This window comes from Streptomyces sp. NPDC029014 (assembly GCF_055564695.1).
This window is the reverse complement of sequence record NZ_JBVHVT010000037.1, coordinates 15,598-40,329: the sequence shown is the minus strand read 5'-3', so window position 1 is coordinate 40,329 and position 24,732 is coordinate 15,598. Positions and strand designations below refer to the sequence as shown.

The following is a 24,732-nucleotide window of genomic DNA, read 5'->3' as shown; positions in this document are numbered from 1 at the left end:
GAGATCAGGAGAGCGCCATGACGACCGCCACCGATCCCATCACCCGACTCCAGGACGCGTTGGAGCGCGGCGCCGCCGTACGCCCGAGGGTCGGGGGATTCCCGTACCTGGCGGAGAGCCTGCGCCAGGCCGGCGTGACCCGCTGCCGGATGGCCGTCCCGGCCAACGCCTTCCTGTACCTGACCGAGCACGGCGATGTCGTGGTCCAGGGCGAACCCCTGGTCACCGGCTTCGCGGTGGCACCCCCGTTCGACCGGGCGGCGCTGGTCGCGGCCCTGCGCGCGGACCAGGCGGGCCGGACGACGTTCCCCGAGTTCGTCCGCGGCTGCTGGGAGGCCGGGATCGTCTGGTACGAGGTCGACACCGCCGCCCGCACCTGCACGTACCACGGCGCCGGCGGCGACAGCCACACCGAGGACTACCCGGCCGTGACCCTTCCCTGAGGCGCCCGCCCCGCCCGCGCGCGGACCCCTCGTCCGGGCCCGTCCGGGAAGCCCGAAAAAATCTCGGGCGGCGATGTCGAGAATCCGTGGCCGGCTCCGTCCCCGGGGTGCACGCGGCCAGAATGGGTCGCACAGCACGGAGGAGAGACACCATGGCCAAGTACCTGCTGCTCAAGCACTACCGTGGCGCTCCGGCCGCGGTCAACGACGTGCCCATGGACCAGTGGACGCCGGAGGAGATCTCGGCGCACATGCAGTACATGCACGACTTCGCGGCCCGGCTGGAGAAGAGCGGCGAGTTCGTCGACGGTCAGGCGCTCGCCCCCGAGGGGGCATGGGTCCGGTACGACGGGGAGGGGCGCCCGCCGGTCACCGACGGCCCGTTCGCCGAGACCAAGGACCTCATCGCCGGCTGGATGGTGATCGACGTCGACGGCTACGACCGCGCCGTCGAGCTGGCCGGGGAACTGTCGGCCGCCCCGGGGGCCGGCGGGAAGCCGATCCACGAGTGGCTGGAGGTGCGCCCGTTCCTGGCCGCGCCGCCCACCATCACCGAGTGACCTCCCTGATGGAGGAGGCGCTGCTCCGCGATCTCACGCCGAGCGTGCTCGGGATCCTCGTCCGCCGCGGAGCCGACTTCGCGGCGGCCGAGGACGCCGTGCAGGAAGCACTGGTCGAGGCCGTCCGCGCCTGGCCCGCCGACCTGCCGCGGGACCCGAAGGGCTGGCTGGTCACCGTGGCCTGGCGCAAGTTCCTCGACCAGGCCCGGGCGGACGCCGCCCGGCGCCGGCGCGAGGACCTCTGCGACCAGGAGCCGGCGCCCGGCCCCGTACCCGGGGTGGAGGACACGCTCCAGCTCTACTTCCTGTGCGCGCACCCCTCGCTGACGCCCTCGTCCGCGGTCGCGCTCACACTGCGGGCCGTCGGCGGGCTGACCACCCGGCAGATCGCCCGGGCCTACCTGGTGCCCGAGGCGACCATGGCGCAGCGCATCAGCCGCGCCAAGCGCACCGTCTCCGGCGTGCGCCTCGACCGGCCGGGTGATGTCGCGACCGTGCTGCGCGTCCTCTACCTGGTCTTCAACGAGGGCTACTCCGGCGACGTCGACCTCGCCGCCGAGGCCATCCGGCTCACCCGGCGGCTCGCGGCCCAGGTCGACCACCCCGAGGTGCAGGGACTGCTCGCCCTCATGCTGCTCCACCACGCCCGGCGCGCCACCCGGACCATGCCCGACGGCAGCCTGGTACCGCTCGCCGAACAGAACCGCCGGCGGTGGGACACCGGGCTGATCGCCGAGGGCGTCGGCGTCCTGCAGGCGGCCCTGGCCCACGACCGCCTGGGCGAGTTCCAGGCGCAGGCCGCCATCGCGGCGCTCCACGCCGACGCGCCTACCGCCGAGGAGACCGACTGGGTGCAGATCGTCGAGTGGTACGACGAACTCGCGCGCCTGACCGACAGCCCGGTCGTCCGGCTCAACCGCGCGGTGGCCGTCGGCGAGGCCGACGGACCGCGGGCCGGGCTGGCGGCGCTCGCCGCACTGAGCGGTTCCCTGCCCCGCTACACGGCCGTGGCGGCACACCTGCACGAGCGCGACGGCGACCTGGCGACGGCGGCCCGGCTGTACGCGGAGGCGGCCCGGAAGGCGCCCAGCCTCGCCGAGCACGACCACCTGACGCGCCAGGCCGCCCGGCTCAACATGCGCCTGCGCCCGTGACCCGCAACCGCGGTCAGCCGGTCGGCGTGTGAGCCGGTGGGGGCGGCTCACGCCCGTCCCCACCGGAGGCGAGGGGGGCCTGATGCAGGAACCGGGCGCGGACGCGACGTCCCCGACGGGAGCGGGCACGGGGCGGACCGGGACGGCACGAGCAGCGCGCGTGGTGCGCGTGCTGTTCCGCCTCGTGATGGCCGCCCTGATCGTGCTGCTCGCCGTGCGCACGTACGAGGAGACGGCCGTCGCGCTCGCGCGGTCGAACGGGTCCTTGCACAGGGCCGGGGCCACCGTCACGAAGCTGACGTCGCACACGGAGTCCGGGAGGGACGGCGGGGGCCAGGACGGCGGCAGCGGCAACTGGTTCGTCCACACCGAGTACACGGTCGACCTGCGCGTCGGGGACGAGCGGAAGACGGTGGACGGCGTCCCGGACGACGCCGTCCGCGGCCTTCGGGAGAGCCAGCCGGTCACGGCGGGCCTGTGGCGCGGGCGGCTCGTGGAGATCGACGGGCGGAACGTGTGGCCCGGCTGGCACCCCGGGGGCTGGGACATCGTGCTGTTCGTGCTGTACCCGCTGGTCATGGGGTATCTGATCGCCCTGGCCGTGACCGCCGCCGGCTACCTCGCCCGCCGCGGCGGCCGGGCGCGGCTGGAGCGGCAGGACCGGTTCGGGCCCTGGGCGCTCGGGTTCGTCGTCGCAGTGGCGGCCGTCTTCGTGCTGCTGGTGTGCGGGGCCTTCGGGCACCGTCCCGTGTTCTGGCCGCTCGTGCCCGTCGGCGCCGGTACCGCGGTCGCGGTGGCACGGGTGGCGGTGGTGGTCCGGCGGGTCCGCGCGCAGTGACGGGGCGGGACCGGTGAAATGGTCGAACGCGTTCGGTTCCGGGTCGGCGTGGTGGGGGGCGGCATGGCAGTGACGCCGGGGACGGCTTCGGGGGCAGTGATCGGCAGCGCGTTCGCCGGTGGCAGCACGCCGCCGTCTGGGCGGCCGTGCTCCTGCCGTTGCCGCTGGGGCTGCTGCTCGTGCTGCACGGACCCGCGCAGCCGTGCGGTGTACGTGAAGGTCCTGGCGGCCGCGGCTGCTCTGTTCGTCGCGGTGTGCGTGGTGGGCATTACACGGTGATGGCGCTGCTGCTCCCCGTGACCTGAGGACGGCAGCGCCGTCGAAGACCCGTCACCGGGTGTCCGCGCACCGGACGGCGAGGACGGCGATGTCGTCCTCGAGCCTGCCGCCGCTGTAGTGGAGCAGGGCCCGGTGGAGCCGGTCGAGCAGCTCGCGGGGCGGCGTCGGGTTCTGCTCGCGCATCCACTCCGGCAGCGGGAAGAACTCGCCGTCGCGGCCCCTGGCCTCCGTGACCCCGTCCGTGTAGAGCAGCAGTTCGTCGCCCGGGGCCAGGACGAAGGTGTCGACGCAGTAGTGCTCCCCGACGAGCGAGGCGAGGTTGAGGGGCGGGCACGGGGAGGTGGGCTCCATGATGCGGATCTCGCCGCGGCGCACGAGCAGGGGCGGGGGGTGCCCGCAGTTCAGGATCCTGACGTGGCCGCCGCCGTGCGGGATCTCGGCGACCAGGGCGGTCGCGAAGCGCTCCGGGAGGTCCAGGGCGGGGTAGGCGGCGCTGTGGCGGGAGATGCTGACCTCCAGGCGGTGGGCGACGCCCCTCAGGTCGGGCTGGTCGTGCACGGCCTCCCGGAAGCTGCTGATCACCGCCGAAGCCGCCCCCACCGCGGCCAGGCCCTTCCCGCGTACGTCGCCGATGAGCAGCCGGACCCCGAACGGCGTGTCGACCGCCTCGTAGAAGTCTCCGCCGATCCGCGCCTGCTCCTGGGCCGCCACGTACAGCGACTCGATCTCGACGTCCTCGATGCGCTGCGGCAGCGGCCGCAGCAGCACCTTCTGGGCGGCGTCGGCGACGAGCCGGACGTGGAGCAGCGTCTCCTCCCGCTGGATCCGGACATGACTCGCGTAGGCGGCCGCCAGGGTGACCGCGACGATCGCGGCCGCGGTGTACGGCGTCCCCAGGTCGGTGTAGGCGAAGCTCAGGCCGATCATGATCAGCAGGCAGAACGCCCCGAGCAGGATCGTGGGGAGGACCGGCCACATCGCGGCGGCCAGTGCCGGTGCGGCGGGCAGGAGGCGGCTGAAGGCGATCTCCCTCGGCGTGGAGAAGGCCAGGGCCGTGATGAGAACGGTCACGATCAGCGGTGACAGCAGGGCAGCGTCCCACCGGCCGCCGTAGGGAGGGCGACGACGCCCCAGCCGTCTCGACCTGATCACAGAACGCATCATATCGGGGTGAAATCGGCATCGGGTGGTGGCCGAGCGTGCCGCCCCCTTCGGTGATCAGCCTCCGGCACCGCCCCGGACGGGCCCTGCGAGGGGCGCGGCGAGGGGCGCGGCCGTTGGTACGTAGGGGTGATCGGGCGGACCGGATCACCGGGGCGGTGTGGCAGGAGCAGCCTCCGGCGAACCCTCGCACTGTCTGCACGCCTGCGTCATCCACGGTGTGGCCCGCGCCGAGCCGCGGCTGCCGGTCCGGTCCGCGTTCGTGCGCGCCGCATGCGGGTAGGCGCCGGGCGTGAGCTATGTCAGCCGTGGCAGCAAGTACGGCCGTGACACCCGGTACATCACCACCCGGGTCACGGCCGACGGGCGGGACGGCTACGCCGTGGAGCCCGGCCGCTACCGGCTGGTGGTCGGGCGGGCCTGCCCCTGGGCGAGCCGGGCCGTGATCGTGCGGCGGCTCCTCGGGCTGGAGCAGGCCCTGCCGATGGCCGTCGCCGCCCCGGTGCACGACGAGCGCAGCTGGAACTTCGACCTCGATCCCGGCGGACGCGACCCGGTGCTCGGCATCCGGCGGCTCCAGGAGGCCTATCTCGCGCGGGACCCGGGGTACGAACGGGGGATCACCGTCCCGGTCGTCGTGGACGTCCCGAGCGGGAAGGTGGTGACCAACGACGTCCCGCAGATCACCCTCGACATGTCGCTGGAATGGACGCGGTACCACCGCCCCGGGGCGCCCGCGCTCTACCCGCGCGCGCTGCGGGCGCAGATCGACACCGTGAACGAGGTCGTCTACCGGGACGTCAACAACGCCGTCTACGAGGCCGGGTTCGCCGGCACGCAGGAGGCGTACGACGACGCGTACGGGCGGCTGTTCGACCGGCTCGACCGGCTCTCCGCCCGACTGGAACGCAGCCGCTACCTCGTGGGCGACACGCTCACCGAGGCGGACGTCCGGCTGTTCACCACGCTCGTCCGCTTCGACCCCGTCTACCACGGCCACTTCAAGTGCAACCGGCAGAAGCTGACGGAGATGCCGGTGCTCTGGGCGTACGCCCGGGACCTGTTCCAGACCCCCGGCTTCGGCGACACCGTCGACTTCGACCACATCAAGCGGCACTACTACCTGGTCCACACCGACATCAACCCCACGGGGATCGTGCCGGCCGGCCCCGACCCGGCGGACTGGCTCGCGCCGCACGGCCGCGCCGTCCTCGGCGGCCGGCCCTTCGGCGACGGCACCCCGCCCGGACCGGTCGCGCCCGAGGAAACGGTTCCGCTCGGACACACCCCGCTCCCCTGAGGCGGCGGCCCGGCCGGCGTGGCGGGGCCGTGGCCGGCGGGGGAGGCTGGACGTATGCGACGGCCCGAGTCCCCGGCGGCCACCCGGAGAGGCGCCTTCGTCGCGGTCGCCGTCGCCCTGTTCTGCATCCAGCTGGACTTCTTCGCCCTCAACCTCGCCCTGCCCGGTATCGCCGCCGAGCTGGACGTCACGGTCTCGGCCGCGCAGTGGACCCTGTCCGCGTACATGCTCGCCATCGGCTGCTTCTTCATCATCGGCGGCCGTACCGGTGACGTGTTCGGGCGGCGCGGCACCCTGCTGGTCGGGATCGCGCTGTTCACGGCCGGTTCGGTGGGCTGTGCGCTGGCTCCCGGCCTCGGCCTGCTGGTGGCGGCCCGGATCGTGCAGGGGGTGGGGGCGGCGTTCGTGTTCCCGGTGTCCGTATCCGTGATCACCAACGCCTTTCCCGAGCAGACCCGCGCCCGGGCCCTGGGCGCCGTGTTCGGCGTCGCCAACATCGGGACCGCGCTGGGGCCGTTCGTCGGCGGCGGCTTCACCGAGGGACCGGGCTGGCGCTGGGTCTTCTGGCTGATGGTGCCGCTGGGCCTGCTCTCCCTGGTCACCGCCCTGCTGTACGTCCCCGACTCGCGCGACCCGTCCGCGCCGCGGGGGCTCGACCTGCCGGGCTGCGCGTTGACCGTGTGCGGACTGGCCGCGCTCACCCTGGCCGTGGAACGCGGGGACGCCTGGGGCTGGGGCAGCGCGCGCACCCTCGGCTGCCTCGCCGCGGCGGCGGTGAGCGGCGGGCTGTTCCTGGTCCGCGAGCGGCGGGCCCGGCACCCGCTGATCGACCTGCGACTGTTCCGGAACCTGCCGTACGTGCTGGTCACCGCGATGGGCTCGCTCTCCAACATGGCGTACGCCGTCACCGTCCTCCTCGCCACCCTCACCCTCCAGGGCGTACGCGGGCTCTCACCGCTGCTGGCGGGTACGGTGTTCCTGGCCCCGGCGCTGATGGTGGCGGTCAGCGGGCCGCTCGGTGCGCGACTGGGCCGGCACCTGGAGCCGACCGCGGTGATGGCGCTGGCGGGTGCGGTCGCGGGAACGGGCATGTACGCACTGACCGAGGTCACGGCGTGGTGGCTGTACGTACCGGTGTTCGCCTGGTGCGGCCTCGGGTTGGGGCTGGGCTACACCTTCGCCGGCGTGGCCACCCAGCAGGTCGTCGCGCCCGCCAGGGCCGGGGAGGCGGCGGGCGTCCTGCTGACGTTCCTGGTCACGCTGGGCGCGATCGCCCTGGCCGGCGCCGCTGCTGCCATCTCGGCGACGACCCCGCAGCGGCCGCCCGAGGAGGCCTACGACGCGGTCCTGCGCCTGGGCGGCACGGTACTCCTCTCCACGGCGCTGGCCGTCACGCTCGCCGCGGCCGTACGCCGACGTAGGACGGCTCCCCGCCGTACCGACCGGGCTCCGCTCCGGGACCCCTGAGGACGACCCGGTCCGTCCTTCCTGGTCAGCGGCGCCCATTGGACGTTCCGCCGAGGGAATTCGGGGTCCGTGGTGGGGAAAGCGCATGGTGTACGCGGGCGTTGACGGATTGTATGGCCGGGGAGGAGGGGGCGGGGCGCCCCCGGAGGGAAGCCCATGACATCCGTGCTCGACGGCTGCACGCCCTGGCCCGAGGAGTTCGTCGACCGCTACTGGGCGGCCGGGCACTGGCGCGGCTACACGCTGGACAACCTGCTGCGCGGCTGGGCTCTGGAGTACGGACCGCGGACCGCGCTCGTGCAGGGCGGCACCCGCATCACGTACGCGGCCCTGAACCGGCGCGTGGACCGCATGGCCGCCGGATTCCACCTGCGCGGCCTCCGACCCGGGCAACGGGTGGTCGTCCAGCTGCCGAACGTTCCCGAGTTCGTCATCACCGTGTTCGCGCTGATGCGGGTCGGCGCGGTCCCCGTCCTCTGCCCCGTCGCGGAGCGCGCGCCCGCGGTGTCCCACGTCGCGCGGGTCACCCAGGCCATGGGCTACGTCGGTCCTTCGTCGTACCGGGGCTTCGACCACACGGCGATGGCCGCGGAGATCGCGGCCCGATGGCCCTTCCTGCGGCGGGTGTTCACCCTCGATGCGCCAGAAGCCCCGCCCCCGCCCTCGTCCTCGTCCTCGTCCTCGTCCTCGTACGGCGGTGTTTCGACGGACCCGTCGGGCTGCCACTACTTCCCGCTGGGGTCCGTCGACGCCCCGTCCCGGCCGGCGCTGGCGCAGGGCGCCGACCGGGTGGCGTTCTTCCTGCTCTCCGCCGGTGCCGCCGCGGAGCCGCTCCTCGTCCCGCGCACCCACGACGACTACGCCTACCGGGCGCGGGCAGCCGCCGAGCTGGTGTCGCTCACCGCGAACGACGTGTACCTCGCCGCGCTGCCCGCCGGGTGCGACTTCGCCTTCGGCTGCCCCGGCATCGTCGGCACCCTCTCCGTCGGCGGCACCGTCGTCCTGGTGGAGGACCCGGAGCCCGCCGGCTGCCTCCGGGCCGTCGGGCGGGAGCGGGTCACCCTCACGTCCCTGGTAGCGGATACCGCCGCCCCGCCCTGGCTCGACGCACTGAGCGCGAACCGGGCCGACCTGAGCAGTCTGCGCCTCGTGCAGATCGGCGGCGCGCCCCGACACCGGGCGACCGTCGAGCGGATCGGCCGTGAACTGGGCTGCCGCCTGCAGCAGGTCTTCCACATGCCCGAGGGGCCGCTCACCGCCACCCGGCCCGGCGATCCGGACGGGACCGTCCTCGGCACGCAGGGCCGCCCGCTCTCACCCGACGACGAGATCCGCCTGGTCGACGTCGACGGCAGGGACGTAGCCGACTGCGAGCCCGGCGAACTCCTCGCCCGCGGCCCGTACACCCTGCGGGGCTACTACCGGGCCCCCGACCGCAATGCGCGCTGCTTCACCGCAGACGGCTACTTCCGTACGGGCACCCTGGCGCGGCGCACCCCGGAAGGCGATCTCGTGGTGACCGGGCGCATCGACCACCCCGCGCAGCGGGACGGACACGAGGATCCGCCCGGCCGCTGACGGGCACGGCCGGAGAAGGCCCCGACCGGCACGGGAACCCGAACGACCGAATCCGCTGCGCACATCATCCGAATTTACACAGCCCCTTTTACCCAACCGAGATATTTCACGGCGTGTCCGAAAAGCGTCGGTACACGTTTACTGAGAACAATAGGCCGTCGTCGAGAGCCGGTACGCATATCACCGAAGAGCGGCCTTCCCCGCCGTTCCCCGTCTCTGAATGCGGAAGGGATCACGATTGCCCTGCCCCACAGCTCACCACAGCAAGCCCGTCACGATGCCCGACCCGTACAGAACCCGATGCGCTCCCCACTCTCTCGCTTTTATCATCATAATCTGTCTGACCACGGTATCCGCCTCCGCCACGCCCGCCGAGGCGACCTCCTCGTACGGGGTCAGAGCCGTTGCCATCGCCGCCTCGAAAGAAGGCGCACCGTATGTCTACGGCGCCACGGGTCCCAGGGAATTCGACTGTTCGGGTCTCACGCTCTACGCCTTCCGAAAGGCCGGGCGGGTACTCCCCCGTACGGCCGAGCAGCAATACCGGAGCACCCACCACATTTCACGCCGGCAGCGCGCTGCGGGAGACCTGGTCTTCTTTCCCGCCGGCTCGACCATTGCACACGTGGGCATTTACGCCGGCCACGACAAGATCTGGCACGCGCCCCGGCCCGGCACCCGCGTACGGCTGGAAAGGATCTGGACCGGGAACGCCCGTTACGGCCGCGCCAACTGATCCGCGCTATGCGGCGGCCACGACCTCCCCGGCCATGACCTGGGGAGGGTTGGGGAGCAGTGACGCGAGGTGGTCCCGTACGAAGTCGGCCGCCCGCGCGATCGACTCGTCGGCACCGGACCGGTCCTCGAAGACACTGGTCGACACCATCACTCCGTCGCCGGCATCGACCCAGTAGTAGGCCACGAAGCCGGTGACCTGGCGCATGAGCGGCACGAATCCGTCCTGCACGATGCGTGCCGCCTCGGCGGCATCGGTCACCCCTTCGTACCGCCGGACTGCTGCGTACATGGCTGGTCTCCTCGATGGCTGCGGGTGGTTCGTTGCGGGGACGCCGTACCCGCGCGACGGCAGCCACGATCGCCGGCCGTCCGGCGTTCACCGCAAAGGACCGCCCGCCCTGATCCGAACGGCGCCTTGGGCCCGGGGCTCAGCCGCACCCGTCCTCCGTGGCGGTCGTCATGTCCTGGCCGCCGATGACGGTCAGCAGCTCCAGCCGGACCGCCCCGGCGGAGCCGGGCGGTGCGGTGAACCAGAGCAGGCGCTGGTGGCCGTCCTCGACGGCCGGCGGTGGCGTCACGGCCGTGCGAGACGGGGCAGGAGCAGCTCGGCGTTGCCCCGGTGGACCGCGTGGAGCTGCCCGTCCGCCCAACGCGGATAGTCGTCCAGCCCGTCGTCGAACGCGTCGCACCACTCCTCGGGAATCATGGGGAAGTCGCTGCCGTACAGGACGTGCCCGGGCGCTGCGAAGGCGAGCAGCGAGGGCAGGGAGGCGGGGCCCGCGCAGAACGCGGTGTCGAAGTAGAAGCGCCGCAGCTCTGCCATGAGGCCCTCGGGCGTGGTGCCCGGACGGAGCCGGGCGGCGGCCGCGAAGCGGTGGGCGGCGTACGGCAGGAAGCCTCCGGCATGGGGAAGGATCATCTTCAGTCCGGGGTACCGGCCCGGGACACCGGCAACGGCGAGGTGCAGCGCGGTCCGGGCGGTGTCGTACGGGAAGTCCACCAGCGGGCTGGGCAGGCCGGGGACCATCGCCCCGGGTGGTGCCGTCGGGTGGACGAGGACCACCGCCGCACGCGCGCCCAGCTCGGCCCAGAGCGGCTCGAACGCCGGGTCGCCGAGGTAGCGGCCGTGGGCGTTGGACAGGACCATCACCCCGTCGGCGCCCAACTCGTCCAGGGCGTGGACGGCTTCGGCGAGCGCCCCGTCCACGTCCGGCAGGGGGAGGACGGCGAGGTTGCCGAAGCGGTCCGGCCGGTCCTTGACCAGCTCGGCGGTGAACTCGTTCACCGCCCGGGCGGTGGCGCGGGCGCCCTCGGGGTCGTCGGGGGCGGCGAGCGGGGCGGCGTACGACAGGATGCCGGTGGCGATCGAGCGGCGGTCCATCATCGCGATGGCGCTCGTGGCGTCCCATGCGGGCGCCGGCCAGCCGAGGGCCGCGGCGCGGTCGGCGATGGCGCGGATGCGGTCGGGCGGGATCACGTGCTGGTGGACGTCGATGCGTGCGGCACTGTTCACGGCTTGCGCGCCCCTCCCTCCGGGGTGTTCTCGGTGCGGCCCGGGCTGCGCGGGGCGGCCGCTGTCCATGAGAGTCCACCGCAGCGGCGGCCGCCAGCGCACTCGGCCCCGGCCCCGCCCCGGTCCACCCGCCCGGCCCATTCACCAGCCGACGAACCAGTGGCCGTGGTCGAGGTCGTCGAACAGGCCGGGGCGGGTCGGCCGCCAGCCCGGCTGCTGAGGTCCTCATGCCGCTCGCCACGGAGCTGCTGCGCTCCGCCGACCGCACGGCGTCCCTGACCCGGGTGAGCCGGCGCCGGCAGCGCGGACGGCGTGCCGGGGGAAGGGGACCCGCCCGGGCGGCGGGGATGCGGAGACGGCTGTCGGAGGCCAGGGTGAGGTCCGGGGGCCGGGCTTCCGCGGTGGACCGTCGGGGGCCGCCGAGAGGACGGGGTCCGATCATGAGCCGAATCCTGGTGACCGGTTCCGCGGAGGGCCTGGGACGCGCTGCTGCGGACGCGCTGCTCTCCGCAGGGCACGAGGTCGTGGTGCACGCCCGGAACGAAGACCGCGCCGCCGCCCTCAGCGGACTGCTGGCCCGCGGCGCGGACATCGTCGTGGGTGACTTCACCGAGCGTGACGCCGTGGTGCGCATCGCCGACGAGTTGGACGCGGGCAAGCCGCTCGACGCGGTCATCCACAACGCGGGCGTGTGGAGCGGTCCGGCGGTCATGCCGGTCAACATCGTCGCACCGTACCTGCTCACGGCCCTGCTGCGCGGGCCGCGCCGGCTGGTGTACCTGAGCAGCGGCTCGCACTTCGGCGGGCACCCCTCGCTCGCCGGGGTCGACTGGCGGGGCGGGAGCGCCGGCTCGTACTCCGACAGCAAACTGTTCGTCACCGCGCTCGCGGCCGCGGTGGCCCGCCTGCGCCCCGGGGTGCTGAGCAACGCCGTGGACCCCGGCTGGGTGCCGACCAGGATGGGCGGCCCGAACGCACCGGACGACCTCGCGCTCGGCCACCGGACCCAGGAGTGGCTCGCCGCCGGGGACGACCCGCGGGCCCTGGTCACCGGTGGGTACTGGTACCACCGCCAGTTGCAGGAGCCGCACCGCGCCGTTCACGACGAGGCGTTCCAGGACCTGCTCCTGCGGAGGCTGGCCGAGGAGACGGGCACCGCCCTCTGACCGGTAGTCCGCCGTTCGGCCGGGCATCGGCGCCGGCGGTCAGTCCTTGATCAGCAGGACCAGGAAGGCCAGGACGACCCCGAGGCCCAACGCCGCGACCCCGTAGATCACGCGGTGGTCGCGGAGCACCGGGATGAAGTGGTCCATGGAGAAGCGGCCGGGGCCGGTGATGGCGAGCGTGGCCGCGGACGCCACGAGCAGGACCTCGTACTCGATGCCCTGCTGGCCGATCAGGTCGCCGGTCCATTTCACGGCGATCGCGTTGATCATGACCCCGACGATCGCGGCGGCGGCGAGCGGGGTGAGCAGACCGAACAGCACGCCCAGACCGCCGAGCAGCTCGGAGAGTCCGGCGATCACGGCCATGGCCGTGCCCGCCGGATAGCCGGCCTTCTCGAAGAACATGCCGGTGGACGTGATCCCGGGCCCGTCGAACCACCCGAACAGCTTCTGGACGCCGTGGATGGCCATGGTCAGGCCGAGCACGAGACGGAGCAGCGGTAGGCCGACGTCGTACGGGGTCGTCGTACCGGTCGGCGTTCGGGGCGCGGGGTACCTGGGTGAAGTGGACATCCTTGCACTTTCTGTCAAGAGACGGGCAAGCAGGCGGAGACAGGGGTGTACCGGTTGGTATTGACCGCACTCGGAGCGATGTAAACCAGGGCGGGCGGGGGCCGGGTCGGGCCGGGCGAGGTGCGGTTCCCGGCGTCCGAGGGCGTTTCGTAGGGTTTCGTCCATGGAGTCAGTGATCATCAGGAACCGGGCGACGGCGCCCGTGCTGTCCGCGGCGCTCTTCCTCGGAGCGATGGGCGCGGTCCGGGCGGGCGGCGCCGTCCTGTGGTGGGCGGTGCCGGCGGCGCTGTGCGCCTTCGCCGCCGGGCGGCAGCCGGGGCGGAGCCTGGGCACGGTGCTGGCACTGACGACCGTGCTCGGGGCCGCGGTGGTGGCCGTCCTCCTGGTGCCGACGTGGCTGGGCCTGGCGAGCAGGTTCGTGGGGCTACTGCTGGTGGCGGCGATGCTGCCGTGGTTCGCGGGCCGGTTCCTGCGCCAGTACCGGGAACTGGTGCGGGCCGGCTGGGAACGGGCCGCTCAGCTGGAGCGGGAGCAGCTCCTGGTGTCCGAACAGGCCCGGCTGCGCGAGCGGACCCGCATCGCGCAGGACATGCACGACCTCCTGGGACACGACCTCAGCCTCATCGCCCTGTCCGCGGGAGCGCTGAAGCTGGCCCCCGGCCTGTCGGAGGACGGCCGGGCCGCCGCCGGGGACATCCGTGCCCGGGCGGGCGCGGCCGTGGAGCGGCTCGGCGAGGTGATCGGTGTCCTGCGCGGGCCGGCGGATCGGGAACCGGAACCGGGCAGCGGTACGGGGGCGGGGCTGCCGGCACTCCGCGGTCTCGTCGACCGGGTGGCTGCGGCCGGGCTCGACGTCCGGCTGTGCGTGGAGGGGGACCCCAGGGGCGGGAACGGCAGGGACGGCGGGGACGGCGGGGACGGCGGGGACGCGGTGTCGACCGCCGACCGGGCCGTCCGGCGCGTCGTGCAGGAGGCGCTGACGAACGTGGCCAAGCACGCGCCCGGCCACCGGGCGAGCGTCGTCGTCCGGTACGGCAAGGAGCGCATCGACCTCGCCGTGACGAACGAACCGACACCCTCCGCTTCCTCCGTGCCCTCCGTGCCCGCCCCGTCCGCCGCGGAGGCGGTCCGGCCCGGGCGTCCCTCCGGCGCAGGCCACGGGTTCGGGCTCATCGGCCTGCACGAACGCGTACACCTGGCCGGCGGCACCTTCGCCGCGGGGCCCGAGGGAACGGGCTTCGCCGTCCGGGCCGCCCTCCCCCACGGCCCCCGGACGGCCGCCCCGCGGGGCCGCGCCCACCTCACCGCGCCCGACGGGCCTCCCGGCCCGGACGGCAGCTCCGGGGTCAGGCTGCCTCCGGAGCACCGGACCGCGAGCCGTCGGCTCGGCCGTACCGCCTTCGCGGCCGTCCTGGTGCCGCTGGGCACGGCGGTGGTCCTCGTCAGCGCGGTGCGGGCGTGGGACATCGCGACGGCCCGGCAGTCGGTCCTCGCTCCGCAGGACTACGGGCGCCTGCGCCCCGGGCAGCCCCGGGCGGAGGTGGCCCAGTACCTCCCGGAACGCCAGACCACGCACCGCCCGGCAGTACCCGCGCCCGCACCGCCGGACGCGGCCTGCGAGTTCTACGTACAGACCGCCGACCCGTTCGACGACCGCTCCGGGGACCTCTACCGGCTCTGCTTCCGCGGCGGGCACCTGGTCTCCGCCGACACCTACACGGGGAAGGACGTCCGATGATCCGGATCCTGATCGCCGACGACGAGCCCATGATCCGCGCGGGCATCGCCGCGGTCCTCGCCGCGGACCCGGGCCTCACGGTCGTGGCCCGGGCCGCCGACGGCCGGGAGGCGGTGGAACTCGTCCGGCGCCACCGGCCGGACGTGGCCGTCCTCGACATCAGGATGCCGGGAACCGGCGGCATCGAGGCCGCCGCGGAGATCCGCCGGACCGTCCCCGAGACGGGGGTGGTGATGCTGACGACGTTCGGCGAGGACGAGTACATCCTGCGCTCCCTGAGCGAGGGCGCCGCGGGCTTCCTGATCAAATCGGGTGAGCCGGAGGAACTGATCGCCGGTGTCCGGGCCGTGGCCGACGGCGCCGCCTACCTGTCACCGAAGGTCGCCGCCCGCGTCGTCGCGCACCTCGCCGCCGAGGGGGCGGGTGCGCGGGCCTCCCGCCGCTCGGCCGCCCGCGCCCGGGTGGACGCCCTGACCCCCCGCGAGCGGGACGTCCTCGGCTGCCTCGGCAGCGGTCTGTCCAACGGACGGATCGCCCGCCGCCTGGGCCTCGCGGAGGGGACGGTGAAGGCCCACGTCAGCTCCATCCTCGCGCGGCTCGGCGTCGACAACCGGGCCGCGGCGGCCGTGACCGCGCACGAGGCCGGCATCGTCCCGGACCGCACGGGAGGCACGGGACCCATGGGGTAGCCGGCGCCTGCGGCCCGGCGGCCGTAGGAGGAGCGCCGACGCGGCACGGACGGCCGCGGGCATCGCGAGGAGCCGTACGGCCAGCACGAGCGTCGCCCCGAGCACCGCTCCCGCGAGCACGTCGTGCGGGTAGTGCACGCCGACCAGCACCCTCAGCAGCGCGGCCGCCCCGGCCACCGGCAGCGCAAGGGCCGCGACGGGGGGCCGTATCGCCGCCACGCCGACCGCCAGCGCGGCGGCCAGGGTGGCGTGGTTGCTGGGGAACGACCAGTCCCCCGGTGCGGGGCAGTCGGCGACGGCCCGCACCGCCCACGGCACGGCGCGGCAGGGGCGGGCCTCGTCGACGAGGGTCTTCAGCGCTTCGCTGGTCCCGTAGGCCAGGGCCGTGCCCGCGGCAGCCACCGCGACCCCGGCCAGGCCCCGTGCGTCACGGCCGCGCAGGGCCCGCCACGCGGCCCGTGCCAGCAGGAGGCCCAGGAGGAGCAGCGTGCCCTCGCTCGCCGCCTCCGACGCCGCCCGGACCCAGGCCGGCCCGTCCGCGACCGCCCCCGCGAGGGCCCGGTACACCGCCGCGGAGGTTCCTCCCGTGACGGTGACCGGGCCGCCGGGGCCTTCTGCTCCGCCGGGGGCCGTTCCTCCGCCGGGGGCCAGTGCTGCCACCGCGACCGCGCCCGCGGCGATCACCGCTCCCGCCGCGGGCAGGCGGTGTCCGGGCTGCCGCCCGTACTTCTTGATCGTTTCCATGGTCCCGACGTTAGGAACGCCGGGCCGGGGGCGCCCCGGCCGAACGGCGGCCCGCACCCCCGACGAACGTCGGGGTTGACGGCGTCGCTGCGGTGCCCGCCGACGACGGCGCACCGTCAGGCCCGGGTGAGCACCTTGAGGACCACCGCGGGATGGAACAGGAGGGCCGGGGACGCCGTCATGTTCACCACGCGCACGAAACGCGCCCACACGCCCTCGTCCTTCACGGCCACGCGGAACAGCCGGGCGTTGTACCAGTGCGCGATCCGCGCCGCGCGCGGCTGCCCGCCGGGGCTCCACATCAGGTCCGCGTGGGTGGACAGGGTCCACGGCGCCACCAGCAGGCGTCCCAGCCGCTTCTGATAGGCCCGGCCGAGACCCTGCGCGCTCCGGCCGGAGGCGCGGCGGCGGGCGAGCATCCGGCGCAGCAGGTCCGCTTCCAGCGCCGCCACCGTCAGTCCCTGCCCGTACACGGGGTTGAAGACGCAGACCGCGTCCCCGAGGGCGACGAGCCCGTCCGGCCAGTTCCTGACCGCGTGGTACTGCCGCCACTGGTTGTCGGGATTGGTGTAGCGGTACGTGGGCTCCTGCGCGGTGCGCCGTTCGATCTGCTCCGCCAGTCGCGGGTTGGCCAGGCTCTTGGCGAAGCCCAGGTAGCCGCTGTCGTCGGTCGGCGGCTCGTCCTGGAACCCGAACAGGGAGCAGGTCCACCGGTCGCGTTCGACGGCCAGGAGCACGCCCGCGCGGGGCACGTCGGGCGCGGAGAGCATCTGGTAGGCGATGTGGAAGTCCGGGGAACCGTCCTCGGCGCGGGGGAAGTTCATCGAGGTGTAGGTGACCTTCGCCTTGACCACCCGCTTCGCGGGGATTCGGACGTCGAGGGCCCGCAGCCATTCCTCCAGCTTGCTGGTGCGGCCGGACGCGTCGACCACCAGGTCGGCGGTGATCTCGGCGGGCGTGCCCGCCGGTCCCCCGCACCTGACGCCGCGCACCCGGCCGGACGGGTCGCGCAGCAGTCCCTCGCACCGGGTGGAGTGCCTCAGGGACACCTGGGGGAGGGCGAGGACCCTGCGCCGCAGCCGGCGCTCCAGCTCGTCGCGCGTGAAGGTCTGGATCACGACCCCGGTCCGGCTGCGCGGTGCCGTACCGGTCGGCAGGAGGAAGTCGATCCCCTCGCCGTAGTCGAACACCGGCGCTCCCATCCCGCGCAGTTCCTCCCGCAGCCCGGGGAACAACCCCTCCAGGAGTTCGCCGCCCTTCGCGAGCATCGCGTGCGCGTGGTGGCCCTGCGGGGCGCTCGGGTGGGTCCCGGTGTCCTCGTCCACGGGGTCCCGCTCGACGAGCACGACCTCCTCGTAGAAGTCCGCCAGGACCCGTGCCGTCACGAGCCCCGCGTAGCTTCCGCCGACCACGACGGCCGTGCCCGATCGGTGCTGCGTGTCCATGTCTCCTCGCCTCCCATCGCCCGGCTCCCCCGCGTCCACGCCCGCCGAACCCCGCCCCGCACGGCCGCGTCCGGGGGAAACGTAACCGCGGTGCCCGGGGGCGGTGGTCGGGCCGCCCGCCGGTTCAGCCCATCGTGTGGCGCGCGGTTCGCCACGGGCCCGTCCGGTACCGGTGTCAGCGGGCGCGGGCGGTGGCGTTCGCGCGCCGCAGCGGTGCGGAGCGCAGCGCCCAGCCGCAGGCGACGGCCAGGGCCGCGGCCGCGTAGGCGGCCGTCGCGGCGCCGGGGACCGCGCGGGCCGTGATGTAGGCGGCGGCGCCGGCGACGGCGACCCCGAGCCATTCCCAGCGGCCGTCGAGGGCCACCAGGGCGACGAGGAGCAGGGCGTACCAGGAGTACCCGGGGGTCATCAGGAGGAAGGCGGTCCCGGTGACGAGGAGGGCTCCGCTCCACGGGCGCTCCGGATCGCCCCGGCGGATCACGTACAGGCTCACCGCGAGCATGCCCGCGACCACCGCGGGGACGGCCCAGGAGTCGGGCAGGACGAGGCGCAGGAGCGCGTAGCGGTCGTGGGACGAGGGGTCCTGGTAGCCCTCCTCCGCGGCGTAGCCGCCGAGGTAGCCGAGGACGGAGGAGTGGGAGAGGAGGACGTACGGGAGGTAGAGCGCGGCGAGGACCGCGGCGGCCGGCACCAGGGTGGCCGCGGCGTCGCGCGCCCGGCGTACGCCCGACAGGGCGCCGGGCAGCAGGACGGCGGGCAGGAGCTTGACGGCGGCGGCCAGGCCCAGGAGGGCTCCGCCGGCGACCCGGTGGCGGACCGTCAGCCCGAGGGCGGCGACGGACAGCAGGACGGCAAGGGTGTCGACGTGGGCGTTGTTGACGGCTTCGACGGGGACGGCGGGGCACCAGGCCCAGTAGGCGGCGGTGCGCGGGTCGCCCCGGCGGCGCAGGATCCGCAGGAGCACCAGGGTGGTCCCGACCGCGAGGACGGCGCCGCCGACCTGGAGCGCCTTGTGGCGCACGCCGTGCGGGGAGACGGTGTGCACGAGGAGGAAGTAGAGCTCGCCGGCCGGGGGGTAGACGGTGTGGACCCGGGGGCGGTTGATGCGCGTGCAGACGTCCTCGGAGACGGGGGCGAGGTCCGGTCCTCCGCAGGCGGCCCCGGTGGGGAAGAGCCAGGCGTCGCGGAGCGGGGCCAGCGCCGGGTCGGCCGGGGCGTGGTCGTAGGGCGAGGTGCCGGTGGCCTGCACCCGGCCGTCCCAGGCGTAGCGGAACGAGTCGGTGCTGGTGCGGGGCGGGGTGACCAGGCCGGTGACGGCGACGGCGATGCCCCCGGCGAGGACGAGCGCGGCGGCGTGCCGGGCGGGCACCCGGCGCAGGGCCAGGACGGCCACCGCGAACAGGGCCCAGCAGGCGGCGTACCACCAGGACAGGCCGGCCGGGTCGGCGAAGTACCCGTCCTTGCGGACGGTGCGGACGAGCACGGCGGTCAACACGGCCAGCAGGGCCGCGGTGGCCGCCGTCGCCCGCCGGGCGGAAACGGGTGCGGTGAGGGGCGGATGGGTCACCCCGTCACCCTCGCAGCAGGAGGCGCGCCGGGGAGCCGGGCACGGCACGGCGTCCGCGATTCGTAAGGTCCCGGGACGGCCTGCGCGGCCGGTGGCCGCGGTTGCATGGGTGCATGCGCTCTCGATCCGGCCGGTGCCCGGCCCTGCCCCGTCTCCGTCTGCCCGCCTTCCGCCCACCCGCGCTCCGCCTGCCGTCGCTGCGCCCGCCCGCACTCCGCCCGCCCGGGTCCTCGGGGCGGCTGCACGACGCGCGGACGGCCACCGCCGTCGGGCGGTGGCTGGGCGCGGCGTTCGCCGTGTGCTTCCTGACCGGTTTGGTCAGCCACGTCCTCCAGCACCCGCCGGGGTGGCTGCTCGACCACCTGCCCTCGCGGCCCGTGTGGGGGTACCGGCTGACCCAGGGGCTGCACGTCGGGGTGGGCCTGGCCGCGATCGTGCTGCTGCTGGTGAAGCTGTGGGCCGTCTATCCCCGGCTGTTCGTGTGGCCGCCGGTGCGGTCGGTGCGGCACGGCCTGGAGCGGCTGTCCGTGGCGGTGCTGGTGGCCTCCGCCGTCTTCCAGGTGCTGACGGGGCTGCTGAACATCGCCGAGTGGTATCCCTTTCCGTTCTCCTTCGTACCCGTCCACTACGCCGTGTCCTGGGTCGTGGCCGGGTCGGTGCTGCTGCACCTCGCGGTCAAGGCGCCGGACATCCGGGCGCACTGGAGTCGCCGGTCCGCGGGCACCCTCGCGCTGCCCGGCGAAGGACGGGACGGCCCGGACCGGCGGGGACTGCTGCTCGGGGTGGGGGCGGCCGTGGGAGCGGTGACCGTGACCACGGTCGGCCAGGCGTTCACCCCGCTGGCCCCCCTCGACCTGCTGGCGCCCCGTCACCCGGGGTACGGGCCCCAGGGCCTGCCGGTCAACCGGACGGCCGCCGCGGCGGGGGTGACCGCTGCCGCGGTCCGCGACTGGCAGCTGGAAGTGCTGGGGCCGGTGCCGTACCGGTTGTCCCTCGCCGAGCTCGCGGCGCTGCCGCAAGCCGCGGCGCGGCTGTCGATCGCGTGCGTGGAAGGGTGGAGCGCGGAGGCCCGTTGGAGCGGTGTGCGGATCCGCGACCTGCTGGAGCGGGCGGGGGCGCCGCCGGGCTCGGGCCTGCGGGTGGTGTCCCTGGAAGCGCGCGGCGCGTACCGGGTGACGGAGATGGGACGGGAGTACGCGCAGGACCCGCTGACCCTGCTCGCGCTGCGGCTGAACGGGCAGGTGCTGTCGGCCGACCACGGCTACCCGGCGCGGATCATCGCGCCGAACCGGCCCGGCGTGCTGCAGACCAAGTGGGTCGCCCGGCTGGAGGTCCTGTGAGGTCCGTGTCCGCGGTCCGCTGGGCCCTGGGCGGGCTCGGTCTGCTGCTGGTCGGCATCGGTGCGTGGCATCTCGCGGCGCAGCCCCACCGGGAGGGGGTGCTGGGGTGGCTGGCGGGCGCGCTCGTGCTGCACGACGGGGTCCTCGCACCGCTGGTGCTCGCCGTGGGACTGCTGGTGGCGGCCGGGTCGGCCCGGCCGGTGGTGCGCGGGGCGCTGATCACCTGCGGGGCGTTGGTGCTGGTCACGCTGCCGGTGCTGCTGCGGCCGGGGGCGCCGGCGAACCCGTCGGCGCTCCCCCTGCCGTACGCGCGCAACCTGGTGCTGGTCCTGGCCGTGGTCGCGGTGGTGGCCGCGGGTGTCGTGGTCCTGCCCCGCTCGTGGCGGCGGGCGAGGGCGCCCCGGACCCGCCGTCAGACCCTGCCCGGGGACTGAGGTCCGGGTACGCGTACGGGTTCGCCGGGGTGCGGGCCGCGTATGAGTTCGGTGAAGTGGCGGCCGGCGGCCGACCAGGTGGGGCCGGTCCGCCAGCCGGCGCCGGTGGCGTGGCGGGCCAGGGCCTCGGGGCCCACCCGGGCCCAGGAAAAGGCGGGGCCGAGGTCGCCGCGGCCGTCGTCGAGCCGTACCTCGCAGCGCTCGTCCACCTCGACCGGAGCGGCCTCCACGATCAGCCGTCCGCCGGGGGCCAGGAGGGCGGCGGTGCGGCGCAGCAGCGTCGCGGGGTCGCCGCCGATGCCGATGTTCCCGTCGATGAGCAGGGCGGTGGTCCAGCGGCCTTCCCCGGGCAGGGGTCCGAACACCGACCGGCACAGGGCGGTGCCGCCCCGGCGCACGGTGCGGCGCACGGCGGCGGGGCTCACGTCCACGCCGAGTGCCCGGTGGCCGCGTTCGGCCAGCGCGGCCACGAGCCGGCCCGGGCCGCACCCGATGTCGAGGACGGTGCCGCGGCAGCGGGCGAGCACGCTCCGGTCGGCGGCGTCGGCCTCGGTGCACCAGCGTTCGACGTCCAGCGGCAGCAGCCATCCGTCCGTTCGGCGCAGGAAGAGGGGACCCCGCCCGGTGTGCAGGGCGCGGTCGTAGGGGTCGTCGCACCACGCGGGGCCGGGGGCGGAGGGGGCGTGCGGGCTGGTGGGGGCGGTCATCGGGTGTCCTGCGTGCCGGAGTTCAGGCGGTGGTGGAGGGCGGCGAAGCGCCCGGCCGGGGCGCGGGCGGCGACCTCGGCGGCGTCCGCGGCCGTGTCCACGTCCCGTAGGCACGGCAGGAGGCCGGTGCGGAGCCCGGCCGCGCGCAGCCGCTCGTACTGGACGGCTCCGGTCTCCGGTACGGACATGGGTACGCCGAGCAGGAGGGCGGGGTCGGGGGCGGCCAGGCCCAGGGCCCAGAACCCGCCGTCGGCGGCCGGGCCGAACCAGGCGTCGCACCGGTCGAAGGTCAGGGCGGGCGCGAGGAGGTCCGGTGTGACCTGGGGGGTGTCCATGCCGATGAGCAGGGCGGGGCCGGTGCAGTGGGCGAAGGCCGCGGCGAGGCGGGCGTCCAGGCCGCCGGCGCACTGGGGCAGGACCTCGAAGCCGCGGGGCAGCCACGGGCCCGGGGAGCCGTCGAGGACCAGGACGTGCCGGTCGGCCGGGGTGGCGGCCACGGCGTCGAGGGTGTCGGCGAGGGCCGCCTCGGCCAGGGCCGCCGCCTCGCCGGGGGTGTACGGCGGGGTGAGCCGGGTCTTGACCCGGCCGGGCAGGGGCTGCTTGGCGATCACGAGGAGGCTGGTCATCGCGTCCCTCCGAGGGCGGCGGTGTGCGGGGGTTCGGCGAGGACCGCGCGCATGTCGCGGACGGCGTGCCAGGTGCCCCGCCAGGTGCCGGTGACCTTGGACCTGCCGGCCCGGGGCAGGTAGGGGACGTCCTCCTCGTGGACCCGCCACCCGGCGTCGGCGGCCCGGACGACCATCTGCAGCGGGTATCCGGAGCGCCGGTCGGTGAGTGCGAGGGCGAGGGCTGCTTCGCGCCGCATGGCCCGCAGCGGGCCGAGGTCATGCAGGCGCAGCCCGGTGCGGCGGCGCAGCATGTGCGCGAGGGCGAGGTTCCCGGCGCGGGCGTGGAGCGGCCAGGCGCCCGGTCCGCGGGGCCGGCGCCGGCCGAGCACGAGATCGGCCCGGCCCGCGGCGACGGACGCGACGAAGCCCGTGAGCAGTCCGGGGTCGAGGGAGGCGTCGCAGTCGCAGAAGCAGACGAACTCGGCGTCGGCGGCGAGCAGTCCGGCGTGGCAGGCGGCGCCGAAGCCGCGCCGGGACTCCGACACGACGGTGGCGCCGAGGGAGCGTGCGAGGTCGGCGGAGCCGTCGGTGGAGCCGTTGTCCACCACCAGGGCCCGCCAGCCGGCGGGGATGCGGGCGAGGACCCAGGGCAGGGCTTCGGCCTCGTTCAGACAGGGAAGGACGACGTCCACGGTGTGTTCGGTCACGCCTGCCACCGTAGGAACTCCCGGGGGATATGGCGGACATCAACCCCTTACGAAACGCGGACGTCGGAGCTGCTGCGGGGCTTGGGCGCGGCGGCGGGAGGCGGTTGGTGCGAGGCTGGGGGCATGAGTACGCCCCTGCCCCCCGCCCGGATCCTCGTCGTCGACGACGATCCGACCGTCGCCGAGGTCGTCACCGGCTACCTGCACCGGGCCGGCCACGCCGTCGAACACGCCGCCGACGGCCCCGCCGCCCTGGCCTGCGTCGCCCGGCAACGGCCCGACCTGGTCGTCCTGGACCTGATGCTGCCGGGCATCGACGGGCTGGAGGTGTGCCGCCGCCTGCGCGCCGACGGCCCCCTGCCGGTGATCATGCTGACCGCCCGCGGGGACGAGGACGACCGGATCACCGGCTTGGAACTGGGCGCGGACGACTACGTCACCAAGCCGTTCAGCCCCCGCGAGCTGGTCCTGCGGGTCGAGTCCGTACTGCGTCGCAGCCGCACCGCGATGGCGGCGGAGCCGGGGCGGGCCGTCCTGTGCGGGGGCGGCATCCGGTTGGACCGGGAGACCCGCCAGGCCTCCAGGAACGGCGAGGTGCTCGCGCTCACCCTGCGGGAGTTCGACCTGCTCGCGCACTTCCTCGCGCGTCCGGGGAGGGCGCACGCCCGGGAGGAGCTGATGCGGGAGGTGTGGGGCTGGGACTTCGGGGACCTGTCCACCGTCACCGTCCACGTGCGCCGGCTGCGGGCCAAGATCGAGGACGATCCGGCGGCGCCGCGGCTCATCCAGACCGTCTGGGGCGTCGGCTACCGCTTCGACGCGCCCGGCGAGGAGTCGACGCCGTGAACGACGTCCTGCTGATCGCCCTGTTCGCCTTCGGCGGTGCGGCCGGGGCGGGCGCGCTCGGTGCCCTGGCGCTGCGGCTGCTGCGCCACCGGTCGGTCGCCGTGTCGCTGACCGTGGTCGCCGCGGTCACGGTCACGGCCATGCTCGCCGGCACGCTCGCCGTGGCGTGGGCGATGTTCCTGTCGCCGCACGACCTGACCGTCGTCACCCTCGTCGTGGCCATGGCCGCCGTCGTCTCGCTGGCCACCGCACTGCTGCTCGGCCGGTGGGTCGTCGCCCGCAGCCGGGACCTCGCCCTGGCCGCCCGGGACTTCGGCGAGGGCGGCACCTTCGCCGCCCCGCCGGCCAGGGCCACGGCGGAGCTCGCCGAGCTCAGCCGCGAGCTGGCCGCCACCAGCGCCCGGCTCGCCGACTCCCGGGAACGCGAGCGCGCCCTGGAGACCTCGCGGCGCGAGCTGGTCGCCTGGATCTCCCACGACCTGCGGACCCCGCTGGCGGGGCTGCGGGCCATGGCGGAGGCGCTGGAGGACGGCGTGGCCGCCGATCCCGCCCGCTACCACCGGCAGATCCGCACGGAGGTGGCACGCCTCGACACCATGGTCGGCGACCTGTTCGAGCTGTCCCGCATCCACGCCGGGGCCCTGGAGCTGGCCCGCAGCCGGGTCTCCCTGCGGGACCTGGCGGCCGACGCCCTGCTGGGCGCCGACCCGCTCGCCCGGGAACGCGGCGTACGGCTGCTCGGCGAGGACATCGTGCACGTGCCGGTCGAGGTGGACGGCAAGGAGATGACGCGGGTCCTGGTCAACCTCCTCGTCAACGCCATCCGGCACACCCCGGCGGACGGCACCGTCGCCGTGCGCGTCGACCGGCGCGAGGAGGGCGCCGTGCTGTCCGTCTCGGACGGCTGCGGCGGCATTCCGGAGGAGGACCTGCCGAGGGTCTTCGACACCGGGTGGCGCGGCAGTCCGGCCCGGACGCCCCCGGCCGGTGCCGGGCTCGGGCTGGCGATCGTCCGCGGCATCGTGGAAGCCCACGCGGGGCGCGCCGAGGTCCGTAACGTGCCCGGCGGCTGCCGCTTCGAGGTGACCCTGCCGCTCGCCGGGGCGGGCGGCTGACCATGGGGCGGCGCGCGCTGCC

General features: G+C 74.8%; 25 protein-coding genes and 1 pseudogene. 15 read left to right on the top strand and 11 right to left on the bottom strand.

All coding sequences use genetic code 11. The features are described 5' to 3' along the window. Window positions 1–17: 17 nt before the first annotated feature. The 4 genes from ACZ4VL_RS21305 (at window position 18) to ACZ4VL_RS21290 (ending at window position 2,995) form a co-directional block, all read left to right on the top strand. Window positions 18–443 carry a DUF1398 family protein gene (locus ACZ4VL_RS21305; protein WP_468202106.1) on the top strand — a complete coding sequence of 142 codons (426 nt, stop codon included), beginning with the start codon at window positions 18–20 and terminating at the stop codon, window positions 441–443. A gap of 152 nt (window positions 444–595) precedes the next feature. After that, window positions 596–1,003: a YciI family protein gene (locus ACZ4VL_RS21300; protein ID WP_404236343.1), complete on the top strand. Its 408-nt coding sequence runs from the start codon at window positions 596–598 to the stop codon at window positions 1,001–1,003. A gap of 8 nt (window positions 1,004–1,011) precedes the next feature. Further along, complete coding sequence (locus ACZ4VL_RS21295) at window positions 1,012–2,157, top strand: RNA polymerase sigma factor (RefSeq protein ID WP_468202201.1); 1,146 nt, start codon at window positions 1,012–1,014, stop codon at window positions 2,155–2,157. An 82-nt stretch (window positions 2,158–2,239) separates the two neighbouring features. Beyond that, window positions 2,240–2,995 carry a hypothetical protein gene (locus tag ACZ4VL_RS21290; protein WP_468202103.1) on the top strand — a complete coding sequence of 252 codons (756 nt, stop codon included), beginning with the start codon at window positions 2,240–2,242 and terminating at the stop codon, window positions 2,993–2,995. A gap of 330 nt (window positions 2,996–3,325) precedes the next feature. Here the strand turns inward: ACZ4VL_RS21290 and ACZ4VL_RS21285 are convergent, their stop codons facing one another. Next, window positions 3,326–4,426, bottom strand: coding sequence for a PP2C family protein-serine/threonine phosphatase (locus tag ACZ4VL_RS21285; protein WP_468202100.1), 1,101 nt, complete (start codon window positions 4,424–4,426; stop codon window positions 3,326–3,328). A gap of 301 nt (window positions 4,427–4,727) precedes the next feature. Between ACZ4VL_RS21285 and ACZ4VL_RS21280 the strand changes: the two genes are divergently transcribed. The 4 genes from ACZ4VL_RS21280 (at window position 4,728) to ACZ4VL_RS21265 (ending at window position 9,516) form a co-directional block, all read left to right on the top strand. Further along, window positions 4,728–5,735 (top strand): glutathione S-transferase family protein, encoded by a 1,008-nt coding sequence (locus tag ACZ4VL_RS21280; protein WP_468202097.1) that lies wholly within the window; start codon window positions 4,728–4,730, stop codon window positions 5,733–5,735. Window positions 5,736–5,789: 54 nt separating this feature from the next. Continuing rightward, on the top strand, window positions 5,790–7,202 hold the full coding sequence (locus ACZ4VL_RS21275) for an MFS transporter (RefSeq protein WP_468202094.1): 1,413 nt from the start codon (window positions 5,790–5,792) through the stop codon (window positions 7,200–7,202). A 156-nt stretch (window positions 7,203–7,358) separates the two neighbouring features. Next, entirely contained in the window at window positions 7,359–8,780 is a 1,422-nt protein-coding gene (locus tag ACZ4VL_RS21270; protein WP_468202091.1) for an AMP-binding protein, read from the top strand. A 277-nt stretch (window positions 8,781–9,057) separates the two neighbouring features. Continuing rightward, on the top strand, window positions 9,058–9,516 hold the full coding sequence (locus ACZ4VL_RS21265) for a C40 family peptidase (protein WP_468202088.1): 459 nt from the start codon (window positions 9,058–9,060) through the stop codon (window positions 9,514–9,516). Between the two features lie 6 nt (window positions 9,517–9,522). On the opposite strand, the gene ACZ4VL_RS21260 is transcribed toward ACZ4VL_RS21265, so the two are convergent. The 3 genes from ACZ4VL_RS21260 to ACZ4VL_RS21250 form a co-directional block, all read right to left on the bottom strand. Further along, on the bottom strand, window positions 9,523–9,807 hold the full coding sequence (locus ACZ4VL_RS21260) for a hypothetical protein (protein WP_468202085.1): 285 nt from the start codon (window positions 9,805–9,807) through the stop codon (window positions 9,523–9,525). A gap of 139 nt (window positions 9,808–9,946) precedes the next feature. Further along, window positions 9,947–10,096 carry a hypothetical protein gene (locus ACZ4VL_RS21255; RefSeq protein WP_468202082.1) on the bottom strand — a complete coding sequence of 50 codons (150 nt, stop codon included), beginning with the start codon at window positions 10,094–10,096 and terminating at the stop codon, window positions 9,947–9,949. After that, window positions 10,093–11,031: an amidohydrolase family protein gene (locus tag ACZ4VL_RS21250; protein ID WP_468202079.1), complete on the bottom strand. Its 939-nt coding sequence runs from the start codon at window positions 11,029–11,031 to the stop codon at window positions 10,093–10,095. The genes ACZ4VL_RS21255 and ACZ4VL_RS21250 overlap by 4 nt, the downstream gene beginning before the upstream one ends. A 440-nt stretch (window positions 11,032–11,471) precedes the next feature. Here ACZ4VL_RS21250 and ACZ4VL_RS21245 point away from each other — a divergent pair, with 440 nt between their 5' ends. Then, entirely contained in the window at window positions 11,472–12,197 is a 726-nt protein-coding gene (locus ACZ4VL_RS21245) for an SDR family NAD(P)-dependent oxidoreductase (RefSeq protein WP_468202077.1), read from the top strand. Window positions 12,198–12,236: 39 nt separating this feature from the next. Here the strand turns inward: ACZ4VL_RS21245 and ACZ4VL_RS21240 are convergent, their stop codons facing one another. Next, window positions 12,237–12,770: a DoxX family protein gene (locus ACZ4VL_RS21240; protein ID WP_468202074.1), complete on the bottom strand. Its 534-nt coding sequence runs from the start codon at window positions 12,768–12,770 to the stop codon at window positions 12,237–12,239. A 163-nt stretch (window positions 12,771–12,933) separates the two neighbouring features. Here ACZ4VL_RS21240 and ACZ4VL_RS21235 point away from each other — a divergent pair, with 163 nt between their 5' ends. Together ACZ4VL_RS21235 and ACZ4VL_RS21230 are read left to right on the top strand one after the other, a co-directional pair. Further along, window positions 12,934–14,508, top strand: coding sequence for a sensor histidine kinase (locus tag ACZ4VL_RS21235; protein WP_468202071.1), 1,575 nt, complete (start codon window positions 12,934–12,936; stop codon window positions 14,506–14,508). Continuing rightward, window positions 14,505–15,197 carry a response regulator gene (locus tag ACZ4VL_RS21230; protein WP_468202068.1) on the top strand — a complete coding sequence of 231 codons (693 nt, stop codon included), beginning with the start codon at window positions 14,505–14,507 and terminating at the stop codon, window positions 15,195–15,197. Before ACZ4VL_RS21235 ends, ACZ4VL_RS21230 begins: the two co-directional genes overlap by 4 nt. A gap of 132 nt (window positions 15,198–15,329) precedes the next feature. Here ACZ4VL_RS21230 and ACZ4VL_RS21225 read toward each other — a convergent pair. The 3 genes and pseudogenes from ACZ4VL_RS21225 to ACZ4VL_RS21215 form a co-directional block, all read right to left on the bottom strand. Further along, window positions 15,330–15,941: pseudogene (locus ACZ4VL_RS21225) on the bottom strand (phosphatase PAP2 family protein); the annotation flags it as partial. 116 nt (window positions 15,942–16,057) lie between these two features. Continuing rightward, window positions 16,058–17,386 carry an NAD(P)/FAD-dependent oxidoreductase gene (locus ACZ4VL_RS21220; protein WP_468202064.1) on the bottom strand — a complete coding sequence of 443 codons (1,329 nt, stop codon included), beginning with the start codon at window positions 17,384–17,386 and terminating at the stop codon, window positions 16,058–16,060. Between the two features lie 175 nt (window positions 17,387–17,561). Continuing rightward, a complete protein-coding gene (locus ACZ4VL_RS21215) occupies window positions 17,562–18,953 on the bottom strand; it encodes a glycosyltransferase 87 family protein (protein ID WP_468202061.1) in 1,392 nt (463 codons plus the stop codon). Between the two features lie 113 nt (window positions 18,954–19,066). Between ACZ4VL_RS21215 and ACZ4VL_RS21210 the strand changes: the two genes are divergently transcribed. Both ACZ4VL_RS21210 and ACZ4VL_RS21205 read left to right on the top strand, forming a co-directional pair. Beyond that, the gene (locus tag ACZ4VL_RS21210; RefSeq protein WP_468202059.1) at window positions 19,067–20,293 is read left to right on the top strand and encodes a molybdopterin-dependent oxidoreductase; all 1,227 of its coding nucleotides are present in this window, start codon (window positions 19,067–19,069) and stop codon (window positions 20,291–20,293) included. Next, window positions 20,290–20,727 carry a hypothetical protein gene (locus ACZ4VL_RS21205; RefSeq protein WP_468202056.1) on the top strand — a complete coding sequence of 146 codons (438 nt, stop codon included), beginning with the start codon at window positions 20,290–20,292 and terminating at the stop codon, window positions 20,725–20,727. Before ACZ4VL_RS21210 ends, ACZ4VL_RS21205 begins: the two co-directional genes overlap by 4 nt. On the opposite strand, the gene ACZ4VL_RS21200 is transcribed toward ACZ4VL_RS21205, so the two are convergent. The 3 genes from ACZ4VL_RS21200 to ACZ4VL_RS21190 are packed head-to-tail and all read right to left on the bottom strand — an operon-like array spanning window position 20,706 to window position 22,758. Further along, the gene (locus tag ACZ4VL_RS21200) at window positions 20,706–21,434 is read right to left on the bottom strand and encodes a class I SAM-dependent methyltransferase (protein WP_468202053.1); all 729 of its coding nucleotides are present in this window, start codon (window positions 21,432–21,434) and stop codon (window positions 20,706–20,708) included. The two genes, ACZ4VL_RS21205 and ACZ4VL_RS21200, sit on opposite strands and share 22 nt — an antisense overlap. Then, window positions 21,431–22,060, bottom strand: coding sequence for a TIGR04282 family arsenosugar biosynthesis glycosyltransferase (locus tag ACZ4VL_RS21195; protein ID WP_468202050.1), 630 nt, complete (start codon window positions 22,058–22,060; stop codon window positions 21,431–21,433). The genes ACZ4VL_RS21200 and ACZ4VL_RS21195 overlap by 4 nt, the downstream gene beginning before the upstream one ends. Beyond that, window positions 22,057–22,758 (bottom strand): glycosyltransferase family 2 protein, encoded by a 702-nt coding sequence (locus tag ACZ4VL_RS21190; protein WP_468202047.1) that lies wholly within the window; start codon window positions 22,756–22,758, stop codon window positions 22,057–22,059. Before ACZ4VL_RS21190 ends, ACZ4VL_RS21195 begins: the two co-directional genes overlap by 4 nt. A gap of 141 nt (window positions 22,759–22,899) precedes the next feature. On the opposite strand from ACZ4VL_RS21190, the gene ACZ4VL_RS21185 reads away from it, so the two are divergent. Next, complete coding sequence (locus ACZ4VL_RS21185; RefSeq protein ID WP_468202198.1) at window positions 22,900–23,595, top strand: response regulator transcription factor; 696 nt, start codon at window positions 22,900–22,902, stop codon at window positions 23,593–23,595. Next, window positions 23,592–24,710 carry a sensor histidine kinase gene (locus ACZ4VL_RS21180; protein WP_468202044.1) on the top strand — a complete coding sequence of 373 codons (1,119 nt, stop codon included), beginning with the start codon at window positions 23,592–23,594 and terminating at the stop codon, window positions 24,708–24,710. The genes ACZ4VL_RS21185 and ACZ4VL_RS21180 overlap by 4 nt, the downstream gene beginning before the upstream one ends. Window positions 24,711–24,732 lie beyond the last annotated feature (22 nt).